23 protein-coding genes are annotated in these 22,682 nt (G+C 68.9%); 22 read left to right on the top strand and 1 reads right to left on the bottom strand.

The genetic code is table 11. The features are described from left to right. Positions 1-389: 389 nt before the first annotated feature. The 3 genes from rho (at position 390) to ABEA43_RS36255 (ending at position 4,592) form a co-directional block, all read left to right on the top strand. Positions 390-2,543 (top strand): transcription termination factor Rho, encoded by a 2,154-nt coding sequence (gene rho, locus ABEA43_RS36265; protein WP_345569074.1) that lies wholly within the window; start codon positions 390-392, stop codon positions 2,541-2,543. Between the two features lie 137 nt (positions 2,544-2,680). Then, positions 2,681-3,946, top strand: a complete 1,266-nt coding sequence (locus tag ABEA43_RS36260; protein ID WP_345569072.1) for a sensor histidine kinase — start codon at positions 2,681-2,683, stop codon at positions 3,944-3,946. A gap of 10 nt (positions 3,947-3,956) precedes the next feature. Beyond that, complete coding sequence (locus ABEA43_RS36255) at positions 3,957-4,592, top strand: response regulator (RefSeq protein WP_345569070.1); 636 nt, start codon at positions 3,957-3,959, stop codon at positions 4,590-4,592. Between the two features lie 2 nt (positions 4,593-4,594). Here the strand turns inward: ABEA43_RS36255 and ABEA43_RS36250 are convergent, their stop codons facing one another. Beyond that, on the bottom strand, positions 4,595-5,641 hold the full coding sequence (locus ABEA43_RS36250; protein ID WP_345569068.1) for a hypothetical protein: 1,047 nt from the start codon (positions 5,639-5,641) through the stop codon (positions 4,595-4,597). Positions 5,642-5,848: 207 nt separating this feature from the next. Here ABEA43_RS36250 and rpmE point away from each other — a divergent pair, with 207 nt between their 5' ends. From rpmE to ABEA43_RS36155, 19 genes are all read left to right on the top strand, one after another. Further along, positions 5,849-6,067 (top strand): 50S ribosomal protein L31, encoded by a 219-nt coding sequence (gene rpmE / locus ABEA43_RS36245; RefSeq protein WP_345569066.1) that lies wholly within the window; start codon positions 5,849-5,851, stop codon positions 6,065-6,067. A gap of 86 nt (positions 6,068-6,153) precedes the next feature. Then, on the top strand, positions 6,154-7,206 hold the full coding sequence (prfA, locus tag ABEA43_RS36240; protein WP_345569064.1) for a peptide chain release factor 1: 1,053 nt from the start codon (positions 6,154-6,156) through the stop codon (positions 7,204-7,206). Beyond that, positions 7,203-8,057, top strand: a complete 855-nt coding sequence (gene prmC / locus ABEA43_RS36235; protein ID WP_345569062.1) for a peptide chain release factor N(5)-glutamine methyltransferase — start codon at positions 7,203-7,205, stop codon at positions 8,055-8,057. Before prfA ends, prmC begins: the two co-directional genes overlap by 4 nt. A gap of 123 nt (positions 8,058-8,180) precedes the next feature. Then, entirely contained in the window at positions 8,181-8,828 is a 648-nt protein-coding gene (locus tag ABEA43_RS36230; protein ID WP_345569060.1) for an L-threonylcarbamoyladenylate synthase, read from the top strand. 88 nt (positions 8,829-8,916) lie between these two features. Continuing rightward, positions 8,917-11,319, top strand: a complete 2,403-nt coding sequence (locus ABEA43_RS36225) for a hypothetical protein (RefSeq protein WP_345569059.1) — start codon at positions 8,917-8,919, stop codon at positions 11,317-11,319. Next, the gene (locus ABEA43_RS36220) at positions 11,319-11,690 is read left to right on the top strand and encodes a hypothetical protein (protein ID WP_345569058.1); all 372 of its coding nucleotides are present in this window, start codon (positions 11,319-11,321) and stop codon (positions 11,688-11,690) included. The genes ABEA43_RS36225 and ABEA43_RS36220 overlap by 1 nt, the downstream gene beginning before the upstream one ends. A 60-nt stretch (positions 11,691-11,750) precedes the next feature. Continuing rightward, positions 11,751-13,016 (top strand): serine hydroxymethyltransferase, encoded by a 1,266-nt coding sequence (locus tag ABEA43_RS36215; protein ID WP_345569056.1) that lies wholly within the window; start codon positions 11,751-11,753, stop codon positions 13,014-13,016. 57 nt (positions 13,017-13,073) lie between these two features. Next, positions 13,074-14,360, top strand: a complete 1,287-nt coding sequence (locus ABEA43_RS36210) for a glycosyltransferase family 4 protein (RefSeq protein WP_345569054.1) — start codon at positions 13,074-13,076, stop codon at positions 14,358-14,360. A 130-nt stretch (positions 14,361-14,490) separates the two neighbouring features. Further along, complete coding sequence (locus tag ABEA43_RS36205) at positions 14,491-14,913, top strand: Cg1360 family ATP-synthase-associated protein (protein WP_345569053.1); 423 nt, start codon at positions 14,491-14,493, stop codon at positions 14,911-14,913. 65 nt (positions 14,914-14,978) lie between these two features. Continuing rightward, entirely contained in the window at positions 14,979-15,194 is a 216-nt protein-coding gene (locus ABEA43_RS36200) for an AtpZ/AtpI family protein (protein WP_345569051.1), read from the top strand. Positions 15,195-15,263: 69 nt separating this feature from the next. Next, positions 15,264-16,061, top strand: a complete 798-nt coding sequence (atpB, locus tag ABEA43_RS36195; RefSeq protein ID WP_345569049.1) for a F0F1 ATP synthase subunit A — start codon at positions 15,264-15,266, stop codon at positions 16,059-16,061. 71 nt (positions 16,062-16,132) lie between these two features. Next, positions 16,133-16,363 carry an ATP synthase F0 subunit C gene (gene atpE, locus ABEA43_RS36190; RefSeq protein WP_345569047.1) on the top strand — a complete coding sequence of 77 codons (231 nt, stop codon included), beginning with the start codon at positions 16,133-16,135 and terminating at the stop codon, positions 16,361-16,363. 29 nt (positions 16,364-16,392) lie between these two features. Further along, complete coding sequence (locus tag ABEA43_RS36185) at positions 16,393-16,944, top strand: F0F1 ATP synthase subunit B (protein ID WP_345569045.1); 552 nt, start codon at positions 16,393-16,395, stop codon at positions 16,942-16,944. After that, positions 16,944-17,753 (top strand): F0F1 ATP synthase subunit delta, encoded by an 810-nt coding sequence (locus ABEA43_RS36180; RefSeq protein ID WP_345569044.1) that lies wholly within the window; start codon positions 16,944-16,946, stop codon positions 17,751-17,753. Before ABEA43_RS36185 ends, ABEA43_RS36180 begins: the two co-directional genes overlap by 1 nt. 23 nt (positions 17,754-17,776) lie before the next feature. Continuing rightward, positions 17,777-19,426, top strand: a complete 1,650-nt coding sequence (gene atpA, locus ABEA43_RS36175; RefSeq protein ID WP_345569042.1) for a F0F1 ATP synthase subunit alpha — start codon at positions 17,777-17,779, stop codon at positions 19,424-19,426. A gap of 3 nt (positions 19,427-19,429) precedes the next feature. Beyond that, positions 19,430-20,332, top strand: coding sequence for a F0F1 ATP synthase subunit gamma (locus tag ABEA43_RS36170; protein ID WP_345569040.1), 903 nt, complete (start codon positions 19,430-19,432; stop codon positions 20,330-20,332). Between the two features lies 1 nt (position 20,333). After that, on the top strand, positions 20,334-21,782 hold the full coding sequence (gene atpD, locus ABEA43_RS36165; protein WP_345569039.1) for a F0F1 ATP synthase subunit beta: 1,449 nt from the start codon (positions 20,334-20,336) through the stop codon (positions 21,780-21,782). An 85-nt stretch (positions 21,783-21,867) separates the two neighbouring features. Continuing rightward, positions 21,868-22,269 (top strand): F0F1 ATP synthase subunit epsilon, encoded by a 402-nt coding sequence (locus ABEA43_RS36160; protein WP_345569037.1) that lies wholly within the window; start codon positions 21,868-21,870, stop codon positions 22,267-22,269. 32 nt (positions 22,270-22,301) lie between these two features. Next, positions 22,302-22,682: a DUF2550 family protein gene (locus ABEA43_RS36155; RefSeq protein ID WP_345569035.1), complete on the top strand. Its 381-nt coding sequence runs from the start codon at positions 22,302-22,304 to the stop codon at positions 22,680-22,682.

The raw sequence follows: 22,682 nt of genomic DNA, 5'->3' as shown, positions 1-22,682 counted from the left end.
CCCCCTTGGTGGGTGCGTGCTTGTCAGCCATACATCGCTGCATCATGCTTCACGTCGCGAGGCGTGAGCAGCGCGGCTGTCTCCCCGGAATCCGTTGCCTCCGGTTGGCCCACACCCGGTTGGCTCAACGTGAGGCGGCGTGGACGGGGACCTGCGCGTTCGAATCATCTCGACGTCTGGTTGGCGACAGCAATCTGGGGGGTGTCAGCCACGCGCCACGGTCCTGTGGCGGCTTGGACGAGCCCCTCCCCAAGAGTGGCGGCCGTCTCCAGCGACAGCCGAAGATCGCAAAGTGCACCCCGACCCGGTCTGTCCCGCCGGATCGCAAGCACCTCCGGGACGTCCGGCAGAACAAAACCGGCGCCCGACCCCTGGGAAGGACCTTTTAGTTGAGCGACACCACCGAACTCCTCTCCGACGCATCAGGCGCTGAGCCGGCGTCCGGCGACACCCCCACCCGCGCCCCGGCCAAGCCGCGTGCGCGTCGCTCCGGCACCGGCCTGTCCGCCAAGGTGCTGCCCGAGCTGCAGAAGATGGCCGCGGAGCTGGGCATCAGCGGGACCGGGCGCATGCGGAAGAGCCAGCTGATCGCGGCCATCCAGGAGAAGCAGGGTGGCGGTTCCGGAGATGGCGCACCTGTAGCCGCACCCGTGGCGGAAGCACCCGCCACGACCGAGGCGGCACCGGCGGCCGAGCGGCCCACGCGTACGCGCAGGGAACGTTCCCGCACCAAGACCGTGGAAGAGGCGGCTCCGCAGGCCGCCGAGCCCGTGGCGGCGGCGCCTGAGCCCGTGGCCGCGCCGGCGCCCGAGCCGATCGCCGAGCAGCCCGCCGTGGCCGCCCAGCCCGTGGAGACCGGGCAGGGCGACGTGCGCGCCGAGCGCGGCGAAAGCCGTCGCGAGCGCCGCAGCCGCGGTGAGCGCCGCGAGCGTGGCGACCGCACCAGCACCAGCACCGACCGTGTCAGTGACAGGGCCGGTGACAGGGCCGGTGACCGCGTCAGTGACCGGACGAACGACCGGGCCGGCGACAGGGCCAATGACCGGGCCAATGACCGGACTGGCGACCGCGTGAGCGACCGCGGCGAGGGCGGCAGCCGCGACCGTGACGGCGGTCGTGACAGCGGACGCGACGGTCGTGACAGCCGGGATCGTGACGGCCGCGACGGCCGCGACGGTGTCCGGGGCGACCAGCGCGAGCGCGCGGCCGACTCGGGCCGTGGTGAACAGCGCGGTGATCAGCGGGGCGACCAGCGGAACGACCAGCGGAACGACCCGCGCAACGACCCGCGCGGCGGCGACGACGACGACCGCAGCGGCCGTGGCCGCAGGGGCCGTTTCAGGGAGCGCAACCGTGGCCGTGGCCGCGACCGCTTCGACAGCACCGAGCCGGTCATCGGCGACGACGACGTGCTGATCCCGATCGCCGGCATCCTCGACATCCTCGACAACTACGCGTTCGTCAGGACCAGCGGCTACCTGCCCGGCAGCAACGACGTCTACGTCTCGCTGGCCCAGATCCGCCGCAACGGCCTGCGTAAGGGCGACGTCATCACCGGTGCCGTCAGGCAGCCGCGTGACGGCGAGCGGCGCGAGAAGTTCAACGCTCTGGTCCGCCTCGACACCGTCAACGGCATGGACCCGGAGCAGGCCCGCAACAGGCCCGACTTCAACAAGCTGACGCCTCTCTACCCGCAGGAGCGCCTGCGCCTGGAGACCGAGCACAACATCCTGACCACGCGGATCATCGACCTCGTGGCGCCGATCGGCAAGGGCCAGCGCGGTCTCATCGTCTCGCCGCCCAAGGCCGGTAAGACGATGGTGCTGCAGGCGATCGCCAACGCGATCACCCACAACAACCCCGAGTGCCACCTCATGGTCGTGCTCGTGGACGAGCGGCCTGAAGAGGTCACCGACATGCAGCGGTCGGTGAAGGGCGAGGTCATCCACTCGACCTTCGACCGTCCCGCCGAGGACCACACCACGGTCGCCGAGCTCGCCATCGAGCGGGCCAAGCGTCTGGTGGAGCTGGGTCACGACGTGGTCGTCCTGCTCGACTCGATCACCCGCCTCGGCCGCGCCTACAACCTGGCGGCCCCGGCGTCCGGCCGCATCCTGTCGGGTGGTGTCGACTCCACGGCGCTCTACCCGCCGAAGCGGTTCTTCGGCGCCGCCCGCAACATCGAGAACGGCGGCTCGCTGACGATCCTCGCCACGGCCCTGGTCGAGACCGGGTCCAAGATGGACGAGGTCATCTTCGAGGAGTTCAAGGGCACCGGCAACGCCGAGCTCAAGCTCAACCGCGGTCTGGCCGACAAGCGGATCTTCCCCGCGGTGGACGTGGACGCGTCCGGCACGCGTAAGGAAGAGATCCTCATGGCCAAGGACGAGCTCCAGATCGTCTGGAAGCTGCGCCGCGTGCTCCACGCGCTGGACATGCAGCAGGCGCTCGAGCTTCTCCTGGAGAAGATGAAGGAGACCAAGTCCAACGCGGAGTTCCTCCTGCAGGTCCAGAAGACCACGGTGAGCAACGACCGCGACTAGCGGCTCCAGCTTGAGGGGCGGCAGGGTGTTTCCTGCCGCCCCTTTCGCTTGTCCTTCCCCGGGGTGGGGTTATCCCCACCCCGACGACGGAAGGCTGCCGGATTCACTCCCGCCTGCTTGCCGGGCAGGCTTGACGCATGCGATCCGTGGCGTTGAAAGACCGCGTGCCGTTGGGGCCGAACGGCCCTCTGGGAGTTCTGGCCGATCCGATGACCTGGCGGGCGGCACCGTACTTGCTGGTCAGCGTGGCGTTCGGGTTCGGCTGGTACCTGGTGCTGGCCTTCGCGGTGCCGATCTCGCTGACGCTGTCCATCGTGTGGGTGGGCGTGCCGCTGGCGATGGCGACCGTGCTCGTGTGGCGCGGCGGCGCGATGCTGGAGCGGCGGGTGCTGCGGGTGGCGTTCGGGATCACGATCGCCGACCCGTACCGTGGCCGTCCCGAGCGCGGGCTGGGCGCGCACATCCGGTGGCTGATGTCGGATCCGGCGACCTGGAAGGACCTCGGCTACCTGCTGATGCTCGTCCCGCTCGGGCTGGTCGAGGCGGCGGTGTCGATCTTCCTGTGGGCGGTGACGACGGTGCTGCTGTTCGCGCCTGTGTGGCTCGCGCTGCAGGAGTGGGGCGGGGTGTACAGCGACATCGTCATCGACGACGTGCTGGGCGCCTGCGTCGCTTCGGTCTTCGGCGCCGGGGCGCTGGTGCTGACCGCGTACCTGGTCAGGGGGATGGCGTGGCTGCACGGGACGCTCGCGGTGGTGCTGCTGGGGGGCAGCGAGGAGGAGCGGCTGCGGGCCAGCAGGGCCAGGGGGATCGACGCGGCCGAGGCCGAGCGGCGCAGGATCGAGCGGGACCTGCACGACGGCGCGCAGCAGCGGCTGCTGTCCGTCGCGGTGGATCTGGGGCGGGCGCAGGCCAAGTTCGACCACGAGCCCGAGGAGGCCAGGATGCTCATCGCCCAGGCGCACGCGGGCACGAAGTCCGCCATCGCCGAGCTGCGCAACCTGGCCAGGGGCATCCATCCGGCCATCCTGAGCGACCGCGGGCTGGACGCCGCGCTGTCGGGGCTGGCCGCGCGGGCGCCGATCCGGGTGGACGTGTCGGTCGAACTGGTCGAACGCCCGCCCGCCGCGGTGGAGAGCATCGCGTACTTCATCGTGGCGGAGACGCTGGCCAACATGGCCAAGCACTCGGCGGCGACCGAGGCCGCGGTCACCGTCGTCCGGGACTACCGCGGCGTGGTCGTGGACGTGTGGGACAACGGCATCGGCGGCGCGGTGGTCAGTCCGGGCGGCGGGCTCGCGGGCCTGGCGGACCGGGCGGCCACCATCGACGGCGTACTGGTCCTGCACAGCCCGATCGGCGGTCCCACGCTCGTGCGTGCGGAGCTGCCCTGCGAGTGGTAGTCATGTGCACATGCGCGTGGTCATCGCCGAGGATTCCGTACTGCTGCGCGAAGGGCTGGCGCGACTCCTGGCCGACGGGGGCATCGTCACCGTCGCCGCCGTCTCCGACGGGGCCGCGCTGGTCGCTGCCGTGCTGGAGCACGACCCCGACCTGGCGATCGTCGACGTGCGGATGCCGCCGAGCCACACCGACGAGGGTCTGCGGGCGGCGCTGCGGGTGCGCGCGGTCCGGCCCGACTTCCCGATCCTGGTGCTGTCGCAGTACGTCGAGGAGCGCTACGCGGGCGACCTGATCGGCAAGGCCGTCGGCTATCTGCTGAAGGAGCGGGTGGCCGACGTGGCCGAGTTCCTGGAGACGGTGCGGCAGGTGGCGGCCGGCGGCACGGTCATCGACCCCGAGGTCGTCGTGCAGCTGCTCAGCCGCCAGCGCCGCGGTGCTCCGCTCGACTCGCTCTCCCCCCGGGAGCGCGAGGTCCTGGCCCTGATGGCGGAGGGCCGCTCCAACACCGCCATCGCCTCCAGGCTGGTCGTCTCGGAGGGCGCGGTGGAGAAGCACATCTCCAGCATCTTCGCCAAGCTGGCCCTCGGGCCGGCGCCCGAGGACCATCGGCGGGTGCTCGCCGTGCTCACCTATTTAGGCCGCTGACGTCATCTGACGTCGACGAACTCCTGCGGTGACAGCGAGCTGCGCGTCTTGCTCGTGCCCGTCACCTTCACCTGGAAGTAGCCGTCCCTCTTGGCCTTGTACGTCTTGGTGTACCTGCCGGTCGAGGTGGCCTTGGCGAACCCCAGGAACTTGTAGGTCTTGGTGCCCTTCGCCTTGAAGTACACCTCCAGCTTCTTGCCCTTGTACGCCTTGGAGCCCCGGTACACCTTGCCGTACACCTTGAACGTCTTGCCCTTGCGCACCTTGTTCGGCGCGGCGATGGTGACCCTGGACTTGGCCTTCTTGGACGCGCCTCCCTCGGCCGCCACGACCGAGAACCCGGCCTCGCCCTTGAGCGTCTGGCCGCCCTTGTGGGCGTAGACCTCCAGGGTCCACTCGCCCGCGCCGGTGTCGTCGCTGAAGTAGGTGACGCCGCGGTAGTAGCCGTCGGACTCCTTGGCCAGGTCGCCGAGGTCGTAGTACTCGCTGGTCGTGTCGCTGACGAGCTTGGCCGACACGGTGGTCGCGTCCTTCACCGACGCCTCGACCGCGACCTTGACGTCCTCGCCCTTGACGAGCTGCACGGGGTCCGGGCTGACGTTCGCGCCGCTGATGCCCTGCTTGCCGGAGACCTGGACGACGAACGGGGTGGTGTTCGTGCCGGTGTCGCGGGCCACGACGACGCTGAGCTTCCAGTCGCCGGCCGGGTCGTCCTTGGTGATCGGCCAGGTGCCGGTGATGGTCTGCTCGGTGGCGGTGCCGCCGGTCCTGAAGTCGAACGTCACCGTCTTGGCCGACTTGCCGGGTGGTTCGATGCTGCCCGTGACACTCGTCACCTTCGACGGGTCCTTGAGCTTGAGCGTCACGGTCCCGTTGACGTCGCTGCCGACGGGGACGGATGCGCTGGCGGAGGCGTCGCCCGTGAAGTCGTCCGCCATGGCGAGCGCGTGCTGTGCGGCGTACGCGCCGGTGGCGGTGAGTCCTGTGCCTCCGAGGAGAACGGCGGCCCCCGTGGCGGTCGCCAGGAGCAACCGCACCTTTCTCTTCATGGCGTTCCTTTGAATAGGGGGTGAAATGTACGGTTTGTGCGAGGGGAGCCTAGTGTGACGCCAGTGACCGCGTCATAAAGATCGGGGGAATGCCCGATGGCCTGGGATGGTTGCACGATCTGGCACACTGGTAGCTGACCGATTTTGCGGTTCCGGTTCACGCCATGCGTGACGGCGACCCGGCGGCCGCACCCCGAAAGGACAGCGATGAAGCGCGACATTCACCCTGACTACAACGTGACGCAGGTGTCTTGCTCCTGCGGCGCCACGTTCACCACCCGTAGCACCGCGAAGAACGGCGTCATCCACGCCGACGTGTGCTCCGCCTGCCACCCGTTCTACACGGGCAAGCAGAAGATCCTCGACACGGGCGGCCGCGTTGCTCGCTTCGAGAAGCGCTTCGGCAAGAAGGCCACGGGCAAGTAGCTTCACCGACGCCGACCCGGACGCACCCCGGTGCGCCGGGTCGGCGTTGTTGGTGGAACAGCCACACCCAACCGAAGGAACGCACGGTGAACCTCGACGAGTTGCTCAAGGAGTATTCCGAGCTGGAGCTGCAGCTCGCCGACCCCGCCGTGCACGCAGACCAGAACAAGGCCCGCACGCTCGGCAAGCGGTATTCGCAGCTCACGCCCGTCGTCGGCACCTACCGCGAGCTGGAGTCGTCCAGGGAAGACCTGATCGCCGCCAAGGAGCTCGGGAGCGAGGACGAGTCGTTCGCCGCCGAGGCGGCCGAGATCGAGGCGCGCATCCCGCAGCTCGAGGAGAAGCTCAGACATCTGCTCATCCCGCGTGATCCCAACGATGACAAGGACATCATCATGGAGATCAAGGCGGGCGAGGGCGGCGAGGAGTCCGCGTTGTTCGCGGGCGACCTGCTGCGGATGTACCTGAGATTCGCCGAGCGGCTCGGCTGGAAGACCGAGGTCATCGACAGCCAGCCCTCTGACCTGGGCGGTTACAAAGACGTCACGGTCGGCATCAGGGCCAAGGGCGACGAGGGCGTGTGGTCCAGGCTCAAGTTCGAAGGCGGCGTGCACCGCGTGCAGCGGGTGCCCGTCACCGAGTCGCAGGGCCGCATCCACACCAGCGCGGCCGGCGTGCTCGTCTATCCGGAGGCGGAGGAGGTCGAGGTCCAGATCGACCCCAACGAGCTGCGCATCGACGTCTATCGCTCCAGCGGCCCCGGCGGCCAGAGCGTCAACACCACCGACTCCGCGGTCCGCATCACCCACCTGCCCACCGGCGTCGTCGTCTCGTGCCAGAACGAGAAGAGCCAGCTCCAGAACAAGGAGTCGGCCATGCGCATCCTGCGGGCCAGGCTGCTGGCCGTCGCGCAGGAGCAGGCCGACGCCGCCGCGCAGGCCGAGCGCAAGTCGCAGATCCGCACCGTCGACCGTTCCGAGCGCGTACGCACCTACAACTTCCCGGAAAATCGCATCTCCGACCACCGGGTGGGCTTCAAGGCGTATAACCTCGACCAGGTTCTCGACGGTGAGCTCAACGCCGTCACCCAGGCCCTCATCGACGCCGAAATGGCGGAGAAGCTCGCACAACACTCATGACATTTCTGCTGGACGAGATCGCCCTCGCCACCGCCCGGCTGGCCGAGGCAGGTGTGCCCTCACCGCGCACGGACGCGGAGGAGATCGCGGCGTTCGTCCACGGCGTGCGCAGGAGCGAGCTCCACACGGTCAAGGACGCCGACTTCGACGCGCTGTTCTGGGAGGGCATCGCCAGGCGCGAGGCCCGCGAGCCCTTGCAGCACATCACCGGCCACGCCTACTTCCGCTATCTGGAGCTCGCGGTCGGGCCCGGCGTCTTCGTGCCCAGGCCGGAGACCGAGGTGGTGGCCGGCTGGGCCATCGAGACGCTGCGCGAGATGGACGTGAACGCGCCGCTCGTCGTCGATCTCGGCACCGGCTCCGGCGCGATCGCGCTGTCCATCGCCCAGGAGGTGGCGCTGGCCGAGGTGCACGCCGTGGAGGTCGATCCCGAGGCGTACACGTGGGCCAAGCGCAACATCTCCGAGCACGGCCAGGGCCGTACCCACCTGCATCCAGAAGACCTGGCCGAGGCGCTGCCCGAGCTCAACGGCAAGGTGGACCTGGTCATCTCCAACCCGCCCTACATCCCGCCCGGCGCGATCCCGCGCGACCCCGAGGTGCGCGACTACGACCCCTCCAGGGCGCTCTACGGCTCCGGCGCCGACGGGCTCGGCGAGGTGCGCGCGGTCGAGCGTACGGCCAGGCGGTTGCTGCGCCCCGGCGGCTGGCTCGTCGTCGAGCACGCCGACGAGCAGGGCAGGGCGGTCTACCTGACGTTCCCCGAGGACAACGGCTGGCGGGACGTACGCCTTCGCCAGGACCTCACCAGAAGAGACCGCTTCGTCACCGCCAGGCTGGGCCAGGACTAGGATGCACGCGAGCGGCGCGGCCTTCTCCTGACCACGAGAAAGGCGGCGAAGCCACCGAACGAGGAGAACGGAGGAGGCCTCGAGAGCGCCGCTCGCCGTCGAGCGGAGCGAGGCGACAAAACCGTGGGTAAGCGCTTTGACTGCTCCGACCTTGAGCAGCGGACCGAGGGACTGACCGAGGCCGCCGCCGCCGTACGCCGCGGCGAGCTCGTGGTCCTCCCGACCGACACCGTCTACGGCATCGGCGCCGACGCCTTCACAGCGGCCGCGGTCACCGCGCTGCTCGACGCCAAGGGGCGCGGGCGCGAGATGCCGCCGCCCGTGCTCGTCGGCACCGTCAGAGCCGCCACAGCGCTCGTGGACGACATGGGGCCGTACGGGCAGGACCTGATAGACGCCTTCTGGCCTGGGCCGCTCACGCTGGTCTGCAAGGCCAACAGGGCCCTTTCCTGGGACCTCGGGGATACCAAGGGGACGGTGGCGGTGCGCATGCCGCTCCATCCGGTCGCGCTCGACCTGCTCAAGGAGACCGGGCCCATGGCCGTCTCCAGCGCCAACCGCTCCGGCGCCCCCGCCGCCACCACGGCCGCGGAGGCCGAGGAGCAGCTCGGGGAGTCGATCGCGGTCTATCTCGACGGCGGCAAGACCACCGACAACACGCCCTCGACCATCCTCGACATCACCACGGCCGTGCCCAGGCTGCTGCGGCGCGGGGCGATCCCCGTGGAGAAGCTGCGCGGCATCATCGGCTACGTCGCGACCGACGACTGACGTATACCGGCTGCTTATTCCGGCTGCGGGCGCGCTGCGGCCGTGATTACGGTGAGGCCCGGAGCGGAGATACGTCCGGGAGTGGCCGATGGGCAAGTTCGACGGCATGGATCCGAAGCTGGTCCGTGACCTGCTGGCCGAGGTGAAGAACGCGGCCGCGCAGATGCGCGCGGTCGAGGACCGGGTCAGGCTCGTCATGGGCCGGGCCGGGCTGGCGACCCAGACCACGCACCGTCCCGCCCAGGTGGCGGAGGCGGCCGACGCGATGGTCAAGGACGTCAACGTCCGGCTCGGGGTGCTGGAGAAGCGCGAGGACCAGCCGCGGGCCGGGGCCGACGTTCCCGGGATGGGGGACGACCCCAGAGGGGTGCGCGGGGACCAGGACAGGTACGACAATCCGCGGGCCGATGACGAGCCCAAGACGGGCGAGGACGCCAAGGACGGCGGGGCCGGGACCGACGCGGGCAAGGACACCGGCACCGGCACCGATACCGGTAAGGACGGCGGGGCCGGCACGGACGCGGGCAAGGACACGGATACCGGCAAGGATGGCGGGGCCGGGACCGACGCGGGTAAGGACACCGATACCGGCAAGGACACCGACACCGGCACCGACGTGGGCAAGGACACGGACACCGGCACGGACGCGGGCAAGGACACGGACACCGGGACCGACACGGGCAAGGACACGGACACCGGGACTGACAGTGGGGCGGATGAGAGCCCCTGTGAGCAGCCGGCCGATGATCCCAAGGACGGCGACCTGGACAGCAGGCGCGATCGTGGCGCCGAGGTGGACGCGGGCGCGACCGGGACCCCGGCCGAGGACCAGCCGGCCGCGACCGACCTGACCAAACCGAGGGTCGTGGAGGTCGATGGCGTCAAGGTCCTGCAGGTGCCCATCGACCCGCCGACGGCCGAGCAACTGGAGGCCCTGCTCAAGGACACCGGCAGTGTCCCGCCGGCGGAGATGCCGAAGGTGTCCGCCGACACCACCGGCGCCGCGAACGTCAACGCCTGGGCCAACGACGGCAGCGACGTGGTCTCCGCCGACACGACCCCGCCCAGCCTCGACGCGCTGAAGACCGTGGTGGAGAGCCACGGGGACATCCAGCCGCTGGACATGCCGTCGGTCGAGGTCCCGGCGGGCGAGTACGGCAAGGGGGAGTGGGTCGAACGCGACATCCGCCCGGACGGTCCCCAAGGCTCGATCGACCCCAGCAGGCCGACCACCGGAAGCGGCGACGGGCTCACGACCCCGCCGCCCGCGACCACCTCCGACGGCACCGCCCCCATCTCGTACGGCGGCCCCACCACGACGGACGGCACCCCCACCACCTCGTACGGCGACTCCACGACGTACGGCGACACCACCAGGCCGGACGGCACCGCCACCACGACGGACGCGTCCACCACGACGGGTGCCACCCCCGCCGACGACGGCTCCTCGACCGCGGCGACCGACGACGCCTGCGCCGCGGACAAGACACCGGACGGCACCGACACCAGCCCGGATACCGGCGACACGGGCACGACGCCCGGCACTGGGGACACGACGCCGGGCGACACCTACCCGACGCCGGACGGCAAGGACACCACGCCGGACACCACGCCGGACGGCAAGGAGACCACGCCCGACGGATCGACGGGAGACCGCCCGGACCAGGGCGTGGAGGACGGCGACCGGGCGACCGGCGACCGGGAGACTGGCGACCAGGGGACCGGTGATCAAGGGACGGGTGACCAGGGCAAGCCGGTCACCATCCCGCCGACGAATCCCAGCACCGAGCCCCCGGCCGGCACCGCCACCGCCGACGCACCGCCCACGACGACGGTCGCCGAGACGGAGTACGGCGCCGACGGCGAGCAGCGCACGGGCGGCGCACAGGGCGCCGACGGCAATCCGGGAACCGCCGACGGCAATCCGAGGACAGCGGACGGCAGTCCATACGCTGCAGACGGCAATCCAGGCACAGGGGCCCGCTACGGGGCGGAGTCGGCGGTGCAGGTGCAGATCGGCTACGAGACTGGGCCGGAATACGAGTCTGGGCCGAAAGGGGCAGCCTATGAGGCCGGGCCAGAGGCAGCAGGCTACGAGGCCAGGCCGGAAGCAGCGGGCTATGGGGCCAGGCCAGAGGCGGCAGCCTACGAGGCCGGGCCAGAGGCGGCTGGCTACGAGGTCGGGCCAGAGGCGGCTGGCTACGCGGCCGGGCCGGAAGCGGCGGGCTACGAGACGACGATGGCGGTGGGATCGGGGGTCGAGGCGTGGGCGAGTGACGGCACCGACGTGGTGTCGGTGGACGTCACCCCGCCTGCCCTCGACGCCCTCAAGACCGTCATAACCGACCACAGCGAGATCCAGCCCCTCGACATGCCCTCCGTCGAGGTCCCGCCCGGCGAGTACGGCAAGGGCGCGTGGGCCGAGCGCGACATCCGCCCGGACGGCCCGCCAGGATCGATCGATCCGGGCTCGCCGGAAAGGAGCGCGTGATGTACGTAGACCCGCCGGCCCCCAAAGCGTTCGTCAAAGGCGAGGTCCCGCCGATCAGCGCCACCGACGCCCTGGACACCCCGGCCACCGCCTGGGTGTTCAACGAGGACTACGAGCGGCTGGTCCTCGCGTGGGAGACCGTCATGCCCCAGCTGGAGACGCTCAGAACGGCGCTCGACAAGGCCTACAGCCTGGCCAGGAGCCCTCAGACGTGGGACGCGGCCGTGGCCGAGCGCTACGTCAAGGAGGTGCGCGAATGGCGTGCCAGGCTCGCCGTCTACCGCCACTCCGTGCTGACCGCCATCAGCGACGAGGCCGCCGATACGCCGCGCTGGGTGAAGACGACGGCCGGCGCGCCGCACGCGTTCTGAACGAACTTCCGCCAATCGCCACATATGGGAGAAATGGACACTAGGCCGTACAGTGAGGAAATGGGTGCACAGCCCTACTACGGTCCGGATTTCAGCCTGCTACAACGCCAGGATCCCGAGATAGCGCAGGTTCTGCTCGACGAGCTGGACCGGGTGCGCGGCGGGCTCCAGCTGATCGCGAGCGAGAACTTCACCTCGCCCGCCGTACTCGCCGCGCTGGGCTCGACCCTCACCAACAAGTACGCCGAGGGCTACCCCGGCCGGCGCTACTACGGCGGCTGCGAGGTCGTGGACCGGGCGGAGCGGCTGGCGATCGAGCGGGCGCGCACGCTGTTCGGCGCCGAGCACGCCAACGTGCAGCCCCACTCGGGCGCCACCGCGAACCTGGCCGCCTACGCCGCCCTGCTCCAGCCGGGCGACACCATGCTGGCCATGGCGCTGCCGCACGGCGGCCACCTGACCCATGGCTCCAAGGTGAACTTCTCGGGAAGATGGTTCGACGTCGTCTCGTACGGAGTGCGTCGAGACACCGAACTCATCGACTACGACGAGGTCAGGGCTCTCGCGCTGAGGCACCAGCCGAAGCTCATCGTGTGCGGCGCGACGGCGTACCCGAGGCTGATCGACTACGGCGCATTCCGCGGCATCGCGGACGAGGCCGGGGCGTGGCTGCTGGCCGACGTGGCGCACCCGATCGGGCTGATGGCGGGCGGCGCGATCCCGTCGGCGGTGCCGTACGCGGACGTCGTGACGTTCACCACCCACAAGGCGCTGCGCGGGCCGCGCGGCGGCGCCATCCTGTGCACCGCGGAGCTGGCCAGGAAGATCGACCGGGCGGTGTTCCCGTTCATCCAGGGCGGGCCGCTGATGCACGTGGTGGCGGCCAAGGCGGTGGCGTTCGCGGAGGCGGCGCGGCCGGAGTTCGCCGGCTACACCCGGCGGATCGTCGCGAACGCGCAAGCCCTGGCGGACGCGCTGGCCGTCGAGGGGATGCGGGCCGTGTCCGGCGGCACGGACACCCATCTGGCGCTGATCGACCTGCGTGACGTGGGAGTGTCGGGAGCCGAGGCGGAGCGCCGGTGCGCGGCCGCGGGCATCACGCTCAACCGCAATGTCATCCCGTACGACCCCGAGCCCGCCGCCGTGACGTCGGGGATCCGCGTCGGCACACCGTGCGTGACCACGCAGGGGATGGGACCTCAGGAGCTGAAGGAGGTGGGCACTCTGGTGACGCTGGCGGTGCGGGATCCGGGCAGCGTGGCGGAGGTTCGGGAAAGAGTTTCGGCGCTTCTGGCCATCCATCGCCCATATCTCAGCGAATATTAAGCTGGTCTGAGTCGTTTTCCGGTCACAGCTGGCCGGAGCATCCGGGAAACTAGGTTCGTGCGCGAATACCTCTTCATGGCGCTCATCTCAGCAGCGGTGACGTATCTCCTGGTCCCGCTGGTGCGTCGCTTCGCCATTCGCATCGGCGCCATGCCCGAGGTCCGCGCGCGAGACGTGCACACCACGCCGACGCCCAGGCTGGGCGGCCTGGCGATGTACGGCGGGCTGGTCGTGGGGCTCCTGGTCGCCGGCAGCCTCACGCACACGGGTGCGGCGCTGGCCGAGTCCGACGGCAACGCCGTGACGGCGCTGATCGTGGCGGGCGGGCTCATCACGCTCACCGGGTTCCTGGACGACTGGTGGGGCATGGACGCCTTCATCAAGCTGGGCGGCCAGATCGCGGCGGCGGGCGTGCTGGTCTTCTTCGACCTGCGGCTGCTCTACATCCCGCTCCCGCAGGACTGGGGCGGCTCCACCAGCCTCGACTACACGCTCAGCACCGTGATCACCATCCTGGTCGTGGTCGTGACCATCAACGCGGTCAACTTCGTCGACGGGCTCGACGGGCTCGCGGCCGGGATCGTCTGCATCGCGGGCATGGCCACCTGGGCCTACTCCATCTTCCTCGCCGACAACATCAGCGGCGGGCGCATCACCACCACGGCCGCCATCGCCGCCATCCTCATCGGCACCTGCCTGGGCTTCCTGCCGCACAACTTCCATCCGGCGAAGATCTTCATGGGTGACACGGGCGCGATGCTGATCGGGCTCGTGCTGGCCTCCTCCATCGTCACCGTGACGCCGCTCGACCCCGCGATCATCGAGGGCATGAACAAGGTGCCCGTGCTGCTGCCGATGCTGCTCCCGGTGGCGGTGCTGGTGCTGCCGCTGGTCGACCTGATCACCGCCGTGGTGCGCCGCACGTCGCAGGGCCTGTCGCCGTTCTCTCCCGACCGCGGCCACCTGCACCACCGGCTGATGGACATCGGCCACTCGCATCGCAGGTCCGTGCTGATCATGTACGCGTGGGCGTTCCTGTTCGCCTTCGGCATCGTGGGAATGTCCACGATCGGCGTGCCGGTCCTGCTGTTCCCGGTGGTCATCGTGCTCGCGCTGGCCGTTCTCGTGCTGATGGCCCTGCCGCGCTGGCGGGGCAGGGGCGGAGCGCACGCCGCCCCGCGCAGCAAGGACCCCGACGACGACGGGCCGCCCACCGGGCCGATGCCGCCGATCCTGCCGGAGCCCCAGGTCAGGCGGCCGATGCCGCCGACGGACGGCCCCGCGCATGGGCGCGCGACCGCCGAGGGAAATCCGGTCATACCGGTCTTTCCCCGTAGTTCTTGATCGCCAACTGGAAACGGCAGGTAAAAGCGGTCTTCCATGAGCTTGTGATATCTTTCACGAGCAGGGACTCCAGATGCACAGCTTCTGGAGGTAGCAAACGCTCGCTTGATAACATGCTGATGGAGCACCGATGCAGGCCAACGACGTGCGCGTACTCAAGAGCGCCGCGATTCCTACCGTCGCGGTTGGGGTGGTCGCCGTTGTCGTGGCGTTGCTGCTGGCGGGTGGCAAGGGCGCGCTGGGCGCGGGTCTCGGCACTTTGCTCGTCGGGGTTTTCTTCAGCATCAGCGTGGTAGCGGTGTCCTATGCCGCACGCGTGTCCCCTCAGATGATGGCGATCGCGGCGATGGGCAGCTACCTCATCAAGGTCATCGTCATCATGGTGGTGCTGGCCTCGTTCCGCGACACCACGGCCTGGAACACCCAGGCGTTCGCCTGGGCCGTCGTGGTCTGCACGCTGGTCTGGACAGGCTTCGAGGTGCGCGCCTTCATCAAGACCAAGATGCTGTACGTCGACCCCGACGCCAAGGTTCCCGGTAGAGGCGACTCATGAAGCCGGTTTCCGGGCGGGGCCCGATATGACTAGTCCTCCACTCGCCTGCTATCGTCAGGGCCGCGATGAGCGCACAGGAACGCCGACCGGAAGAAGACGGTCGCGACTTCGCCGATGCCATGTGGTCTGTCCCCAGCTATTTGCTCGCCGGGATGGCCTTCTATGGCGGACTCGGGTGGTTGCTGGACCGGTGGCTGGACATGTCCGCGTTCTTCCCCATAGGCATCGTCCTGGGGCTGGTGCTCGCCGGCTATCTGGCCTACCGGAAGTTCGGCCGCTAGCCCTTCGTGGCGAAGACTCCGCCGAGGAAACCCTTGTGATCCACACTACGACGTTGAAGGGAACGCCGCGTGACTGCGCTGACGGTCCTCGCTCCTGAAGACCAGTTCCGGGCACCATCGCCTGACGAGCTGTTCAACTCCTTTACCCCGATCATTCCCGGGGTCGACTGGTTCACCAAGCCGGTTCTCCTCGCCCTTCTCAGCTCGGTCCTGGTGATCGGTGTCTGCTGGGCGGCCTTCGCAAGCCCGAAGATCGTCCCCAGGGGTGTGCAGAACGTCGTCGAATACGGCTACATGTTCGTCCGCGACCAGGTCGCCCGGCCCTTCCTGGGCAAGGACGCCGAGCGGTGGATGGGCCTGCTGCTGACCCTGTTCTTCCTGGTCCTGGTCTGGAACCTCATGGGCGTCGTCCCGGTGCTCCAGTTCCCGGTCGCCTCGCACATCGCCTTCCCGGCCGTGCTGGCCGTCTCGATCTACGTGCTCAAGGTCTACCTGGGCATGAAGCACCAGGGCCCGGTCGGCTACTTCAAGAACATGATGTTCCCCCCGGGGCTGCCGAAGTTCATCTACGTGCTGCTGGCCCCGATCGAGTTCCTCTCGAACCTGATCATCGCCCCCTTCACGCACGCGGTCCGGCTCTTCGCCAACATGTTCGCGGGTCACATGCTGCTGGCCTTCTTCAGCATGGTCGGCTTCTGGTTCCTCTTCGAGAAGCTGACGCCGCTGGGCGCGGGCGTGGGCGTCCTCGGCGTCGTCATGACGATCATCTTCACCGCCTTCGAGATGTTCATCCAGTTCCTGCAGGCATTCCTCTTCGCGATGCTGGCGGCGATGTACATCGGTAACTCTCTGCACGCAGAGCACTGAGAACCACATACCGGAATATCCATGACCGGTGAGACACCGATTCACCGGCCGTCCAGTAAAGGAATACAGCAATGAGCGTTCTCGCTGAGGTCTCCGGCAACGTCACCGCCATCGGTTACGGTCTCGCCGCCATCGGCCCCGGCATCGGCGTCGGCATCATCTTCGGTCAGGGCGTGCAGGCCATCGCGCGCCAGCCCGAGGCTTACCCCCTGATCCGCCAGAACATGCTCCTCGGCTTCGTCCTCACCGAGGCCCTGGCCCTGCTGGGTCTGGTCGCCCCGTTCATCTTCCAGACCATCTGATTGCCCCCCACTGACGGAAGGCTGCACCCATGAAAACGGCAGCTACGCTCCTCGCGGCGGAAGAGGGCGCCAACCCTCTCATCCCGCACACGTATGAGCTCGTCGTCGGTATCTTCTCGTTCCTCGTCGTCCTCGTTGTCGTAGGCAGGATCCTCGTACCGCGTATCCAGAAGACTCTGGCTGAGCGGACCGACGCGATCGAAGGCGGGATCAAGAGGGCTGAGGAGGCCCAGGCCGAGGCGCAGGCTCTGCAGCGGCGCTACACCGAGCAGCTCGAAGAGGCCCGTCGCGACGCCGCCAGGCTGCGCGAGGAAGCTCGCGAGCAGGCCGCGCAGATCAAGGCCGAGCTCCGTGAGGAGGCGCAGGCCGAGGCCCGCCGTCTCGTGGAGGCGGCGCACACCCAGATCGAGGCGGACCGCCAGGCGGCCTTCGCCCAGCTCCGCACCGAGATCGGCCGTCTGTCGACCGACCTGGCCGGCCGCATCGTCGGCGAGTCCCTTGAGGACGAGGTCAGGCAGACCCGCATCGTGGACCGGTTCCTCGACGAGCTCGAAGGCTCGAACGCGCAGGCGGTGCGCTGATGCGTGGTCTGAGCAGGACGTCGCTGGCCGAGGTCGAAGAGCGGTTCAACGCGGTCGCCGCTACTGCGGACCTCGGCACGCTCTCCGACGAGTTGTTCGCGGTCGCGGCTCTGCTCGACCGCGAGCACGGCTTGCGCCGTGCCCTGTCCGACCCGTCCAGGTCCGGCGAGCAGAAGGCGCGCGCCGCGCGCTCCCTGCTCGACGGCAAGGTCAGCGAGGCGGCGATCGCCACCACCGAGTCCGCGGTCGCGGGCAAGTGGTCGCGCGCCGGTGACCTGGCCGACGTGCTCGAACGGCTCGGCGTCGTCGCCGCGTCCGCGGAGGCGGAGAGCCACTCCAGGCTCGACGAGGTGGAGGACGAGCTCTTCCGCTTCGGCCGCATCGTGGCCGGCAACGCCGATCTGCGCCGCGCGCTGGTCGACCCGGCCGCTCCCGAAGAGGGCAAGCGGCAGCTGCTGAGCGACCTGCTCGGCGACAAGGTCGCCACGACGAGTCTGCGCCTGATCGCGCAGCTGGTGGTGCACCCGCGTGGGCGTAGCCTGGAGAAGGGCCTGGAAGAGGTCGGCCAGCTCGTGGCTCAGCAGCGCCAGCGCCTCGTGGCGGTGGTGCGCAGTGCGGTCGAGCTGTCCGAGGGGCAGAAGCAGCGCCTGTCGGCGTGGCTGCGCTCCTCCTACGGCCGTGACGTGCACCTGAACGTCGAGGTGGACAAGCGAGTGCTCGGTGGGTTCTCGGTCCGCATCGGCGACGAGATCATCGACACCACCATTGTGGGACGAATCGAAGAAGTCCGCCGCCGGTTGGCCGGCTAGGCGAATAGGGAGACAGAGTAGAGATGGCGGAGCTTACGATCCGGCCGGACGAGATCCGGGACGCGCTTGAGCGCTTCGTCCAGGCGTACGAACCGGAAGGCGCCGCGCGCGAGGAGATCGGGACCGTCGTCGACGCCGGCGACGGCATTGCCCATGTCTCCGGCCTTCCCTCGGCGATGGCGAACGAGCTGCTCGAGTTCGAGAACGGCACGCGCGGCCTGGCACTTAACCTCGACACCCGCGAAATCGGCGTCGTGGTCCTGGGCGACTTCAGCGGCATCGAGGAGGGCCAGACGGTCCGCAGGACGGGCGAGGTCCTGTCCGTGCCCGTCGGCGACAACTTCCTCGGCCGCGTGGTCGACCCCCTGGGCAACCCCCTCGACGGCAAGGGCGCCATCGAGTCCGAGGGCCTGCGTGCCCTCGAGCTTCAGGCCCCCTCGGTCGTCGAGCGGCAGCCGGTGAAGCAGCCGCTGCAGACCGGCATCAAGGCGATCGACGCCATGACGCCGATCGGCCGTGGCCAGCGCCAGCTGATCATCGGTGACCGTGGCACCGGCAAGACCGCGATCGCCGTGGACACCATCCTCAACCAGCGCGAGAACTGGGCCTCGGGTGACCCCGAGAAGCAGGTGCGCTGCGTCTACGTCGCGGTCGGCCAGAAGGGCTCGACGATCGCCCAGGTGCGCTCCCGCCTCGAAGAGGCTGGCGCCCTGGAGTACACCACGATCGTCGCCGCCCCGGCGTCCGACCCCGCCGGTTACAAGTACATCTCCCCTTACACCGGCTCTGCCATCGGGCAGCACTGGATGTACCAGGGCAAGCACGTTCTGATCATCTTCGACGACCTCACCAAGCAGGCCGACGCCTACCGCGCCGTCTCGCTGCTGCTTCGCCGCCCGCCGGGCCGTGAGGCGTTCCCCGGTGACGTCTTCTACCTCCACTCCCGCCTGCTGGAGCGCTGCGCCAAGCTTTCCAGCAACATGGGCGGCGGCTCGATGACCGGCCTGCCGATCATCGAGACCAAGGGCAACGACGTGTCGGCGTTCATCCCGACCAACGTCATCTCCATCACCGACGGCCAGTGCTTCCTGGAGACCGACTACTTCAACGCCGGCATCCGCCCGGCGATCAACGTCGGTATCTCGGTCTCGCGAGTCGGCGGTTCCGCGCAGGTCAAGGCGATGCGCAAGGTCGCCGGCACGCTGCGTCTGTCGCTGTCGCAGTACCGCGACCTGGAGGCCTTCGCGGCCTTCGCGTCCGACCTGGACGCGGCCTCCCGCGCCCAGCTCGACCGCGGTCAGCGCCTGACCGAGCTGCTCATCCAGCCGCAGTACGCGCCGTTCTCCGTGGAGCGGCAGGTCGTGTCGGTCTGGGCCGGCACCACCGGCGAGCTGGACGACGTCCCCGTCGAAGACGTCCGCCGCTTCGAGCAGGAGTTCCTCGACTATCTGCAGAGCGCGCACAAGGGCATCCTCGACAGCATCCGCGAGACCAACGATCTCAACGACGACACGGTGACCACCCTCAAGGACGCCATCACGGAGTTCAAGAAGGGCTTCACCACGTCCTCGGGCGAGCTGCTGGTCAAGGATGAGCCGGTGGCGCCGCTCGAGGCCGACGAGGTCGGCCAAGAGAAGATCAAGAAGGTCGTCCGGCCGGCGGAGAAGAAGTAGCGGATGGGTGCCCAGCTAAGGCTGCTGCGGCGGCGGATCAAGTCGGTCAAGTCGACCGCCAAGATCACGCGCGCCCAGGAGCTCATCGCTTCCTCGCGCATCGTGCGGGCGCAGCAGCGGATGCATGCGGCGTTGCCGTACGAGCGCGAGATCACTCGCGCCGTCACGGGCGTCGTCAGCAACGCCGCGAGCGTCGACCATCCGCTGACGGTGGAGAAGGAGAACCCCACCAAGGCGGGCGTCCTCATCGTCACCAGCGACAGCGGGTTCTGCGGCGGCTTCAACGCCAACGTGCTGCGCGAGGCCGAGGCCCTGCGCGGTCTGCTGCAGAGCCGCGGTCTGACCGTGGTGCCGTTCGTGACCGGGCGCAAGGGTGTCACCTGGCACACCTTCCGCCAGCGGGACATGGGCGGCCAGTGGGTCGGATTCTCCAGGAAGCCGGCCTACGCCGACGCCAAGGAGATCGCGCGGACGCTGATCGAGTCGTTCAAGGAAGAGGACGGGATCGACGAGATCCACATCGTCTCGACCGAGTTCGTCTCGATGCTGACCCAGAACGTCGTGGTCAAGCGTGTCCTGCCGCTGGAGGTCGAGGAGACCGAGGCGACGGAGTCCACCGCGATCCCCCCCTATTTCGAGTTCGAGCCGACCGCGGGCGACGTTCTCGAGTCGCTGCTGCCGCGTTACGTGGAGTCCCGCATCTTCACGGCGCTGCTGCAGTCGGCCGCCTCCGAAGAGGCTGCCAGGCGTCGCGCCATGAAGTCCGCTACGGACAACGCCAACGAGCTGATCCGCGTGTTCACCATGCAGATGAACCAGGCTCGCCAGGCCGAGATCACCCAGGAAATCAGCGAGATCGTCGGTGGCGCCAACGCGCTCGCTGACGCCGCAGCGGGGAAAGAGTGAAATGACTGCAGAGGCTGTTGAGACTGTTGAGACCCCGTCGGCCGGTGCCGGCCGCGTGGCTCGCGTCACAGGGCCCGTCATCGACGTGGAGTTCCCCGTCGATGCGATGCCCGAGATCTACAACGCGCTCACCGTCGAGGTCATCCTCGGCGGCGAAACCAAGATGCTGACCGCCGAGGTCGCCCAGCACCTGGGTGACAACCTGGTCAGGGCCATCTCCATGCAGCCCACCGACGGCCTGGTCCGTGGTGCGGCGGTCACCGACACGGGTGCGCCGATCTCGGTGCCGGTCGGCGACGTCGTCAAGGGTCACGTGTGGAACACGCTCGGCCAGGCGCTGGACGTGCCGACCGCTTCTCTCAAGATCACCGAGAAGTGGGGCATCCACCGGCCGTCGCCGCCGTTCGACCAGCTCGAGTCCCGTACCGAGATGCTCGTCACGGGCATCAAGGTCATCGACCTGCTCACCCCGTACGTGCAGGGTGGGAAGATCGGCCTGTTCGGCGGCGCCGGCGTGGGCAAGACGGTTCTCATCCAGGAGATGATCCGCCGGGTCGCCCGCAACTTCGGTGGCACCTCGGTGTTCGCCGGCGTCGGCGAGCGCACCCGTGAGGGCAACGACCTCTGGCTGGAGATGGAGGAGGCGGACGTCCTCAAGGACACCGCGCTCGTCTTCGGCCAGATGGACGAGCCGCCGGGCACCCGTCTGCGGGTCGCGCTGTCGGCGCTGACCATGGCCGAATACTTCCGTGACGTGCAGAAGCAGGACGTGTTGTTGTTCATCGACAACATCTTCCGCTTCACGCAGGCCGGTTCCGAGGTCTCCACCCTCCTCGGCCGCATGCCGTCCGCGGTGGGTTACCAGCCGACCCTGGCCGACGAGATGGGTGTGCTCCAGGAGCGCATCACCTCGACGCGTGGTCACTCGATCACCTCGATGCAGGCGATCTACGTGCCCGCCGACGACATCACCGACCCGGCTCCGCACAACGCGTTCGCGCACCTCGACGCGCAGACCGTGCTCTCGCGGCCGATCTCGGAGAAGGGCATCTACCCCGCGGTGGACCCGCTCGACTCCTCCTCCCGGATCCTCGACCCGCAGATCGTGGGCGAGGAGCACTACCGGGTGGCCCAGGAGACCAAGCGGATCCTGCAGAAGTACCGCGAGCTCCAGGACATCATCGCGATCCTCGGTATCGACGAGCTGTCCGAAGAGGACAAGGTCACCGTGCAGCGGGCCCGCCGTATCGAGCGGTTCCTGTCGCACCCGATGTACGCCGCCGAGGCGTTCACCGGTCAGCCCGGCGAGAACGTTCCGCTGGACGAGACCATCGCCTCCTTCAAGGGCCTCTGCGCGGGTGAGTACGACCACCTGCCCGAGCAGGCGTTCTTCATGGTCGGCGGCATCGAGCAGGCCGTGGCCAAGGCCGAAGAACTCCAGCGCCGCTAAGTCGCCCACAACTGAGGGCGAGCCCTACGGTGGTGGTACGGCTTCCCGGCCGTACCACCACTTGATCGGAAAGGAACCTACACAAGTGGCGAAGCTACGCGTAGGGGTTGTCTCACCCGAGCGTGAGATCTGGTCGGGCGAGGCCGACATGGTGATTGCCAAGACCGTGGACGGCGAGATCGGTATTATGCCGCAACACGCACCTGTGCTCGGCGTGCTCGTCGAGGGCGGCGTGCTGCGCGTGAAGCGGGAAGGTGAGCCTGAGCTCGTCGCGGCCGTTCACGGGGGGTTCATCTCCGTGGCCGATGATGAGGTCTCCGTGCTCGCCGAGGTTGCCGAGCTCGGTTCCGAGGTCGATGTGGCGGCTGCCCGTGACGCTCTCGACCGGGCCCAGGCCTCGATCGAGGCTGACCAGGAGGACGCTGACGCGGCGGTTGAGGCCAAGCGTGCGAGGGCTCGGCTGCGCGCGGCGGGCGAAGAGGTTTAATAAAGTTCATACAGGCTCTGGGGGGCGGCAGCATGGTGGCAACGGTTGTGTTTCTCATATTGCTGCTCGCCGCCCTCATAGTGTTGCGGGGCGTGGTGCTGGCTCGCTCTCGTGGGAGCGTTCCCTGTCGCCTGCGCGTAGGGGAGGGCGGCTGGCAGAGCGGAGTAGCTCGCTATGCCGACGGGGAGCTCCACTGGATTCCGCTCCTGGGCGTCCGACTGAGGCCGCGCCACGCGATCGCGAGGCGCGGCCTCGTCGTTTCCGCCCGTCGCGCGGTCGAGGGCGATTTCTACGCCGTGGACTTCAGCGGGACGACGAGCGGGCTGTCGCTCGCCATGAGCGCCGACGCGCTGACCGGCTTCCTGGCCTGGCTGGAGTCCGCGCCGCCGAGCGCCTACCTGGACGTCGCCTGA

Origin of the sequence: Nonomuraea rosea, from assembly GCF_039539705.1 — a bacterium.
Taxonomy (GTDB): Bacteria; Actinomycetota; Actinomycetes; order Streptosporangiales; family Streptosporangiaceae; genus Nonomuraea; species Nonomuraea rosea.
Note: the sequence above shows the minus strand (reverse complement) of the source record. Positions and strands in the feature narration are given on the sequence as shown.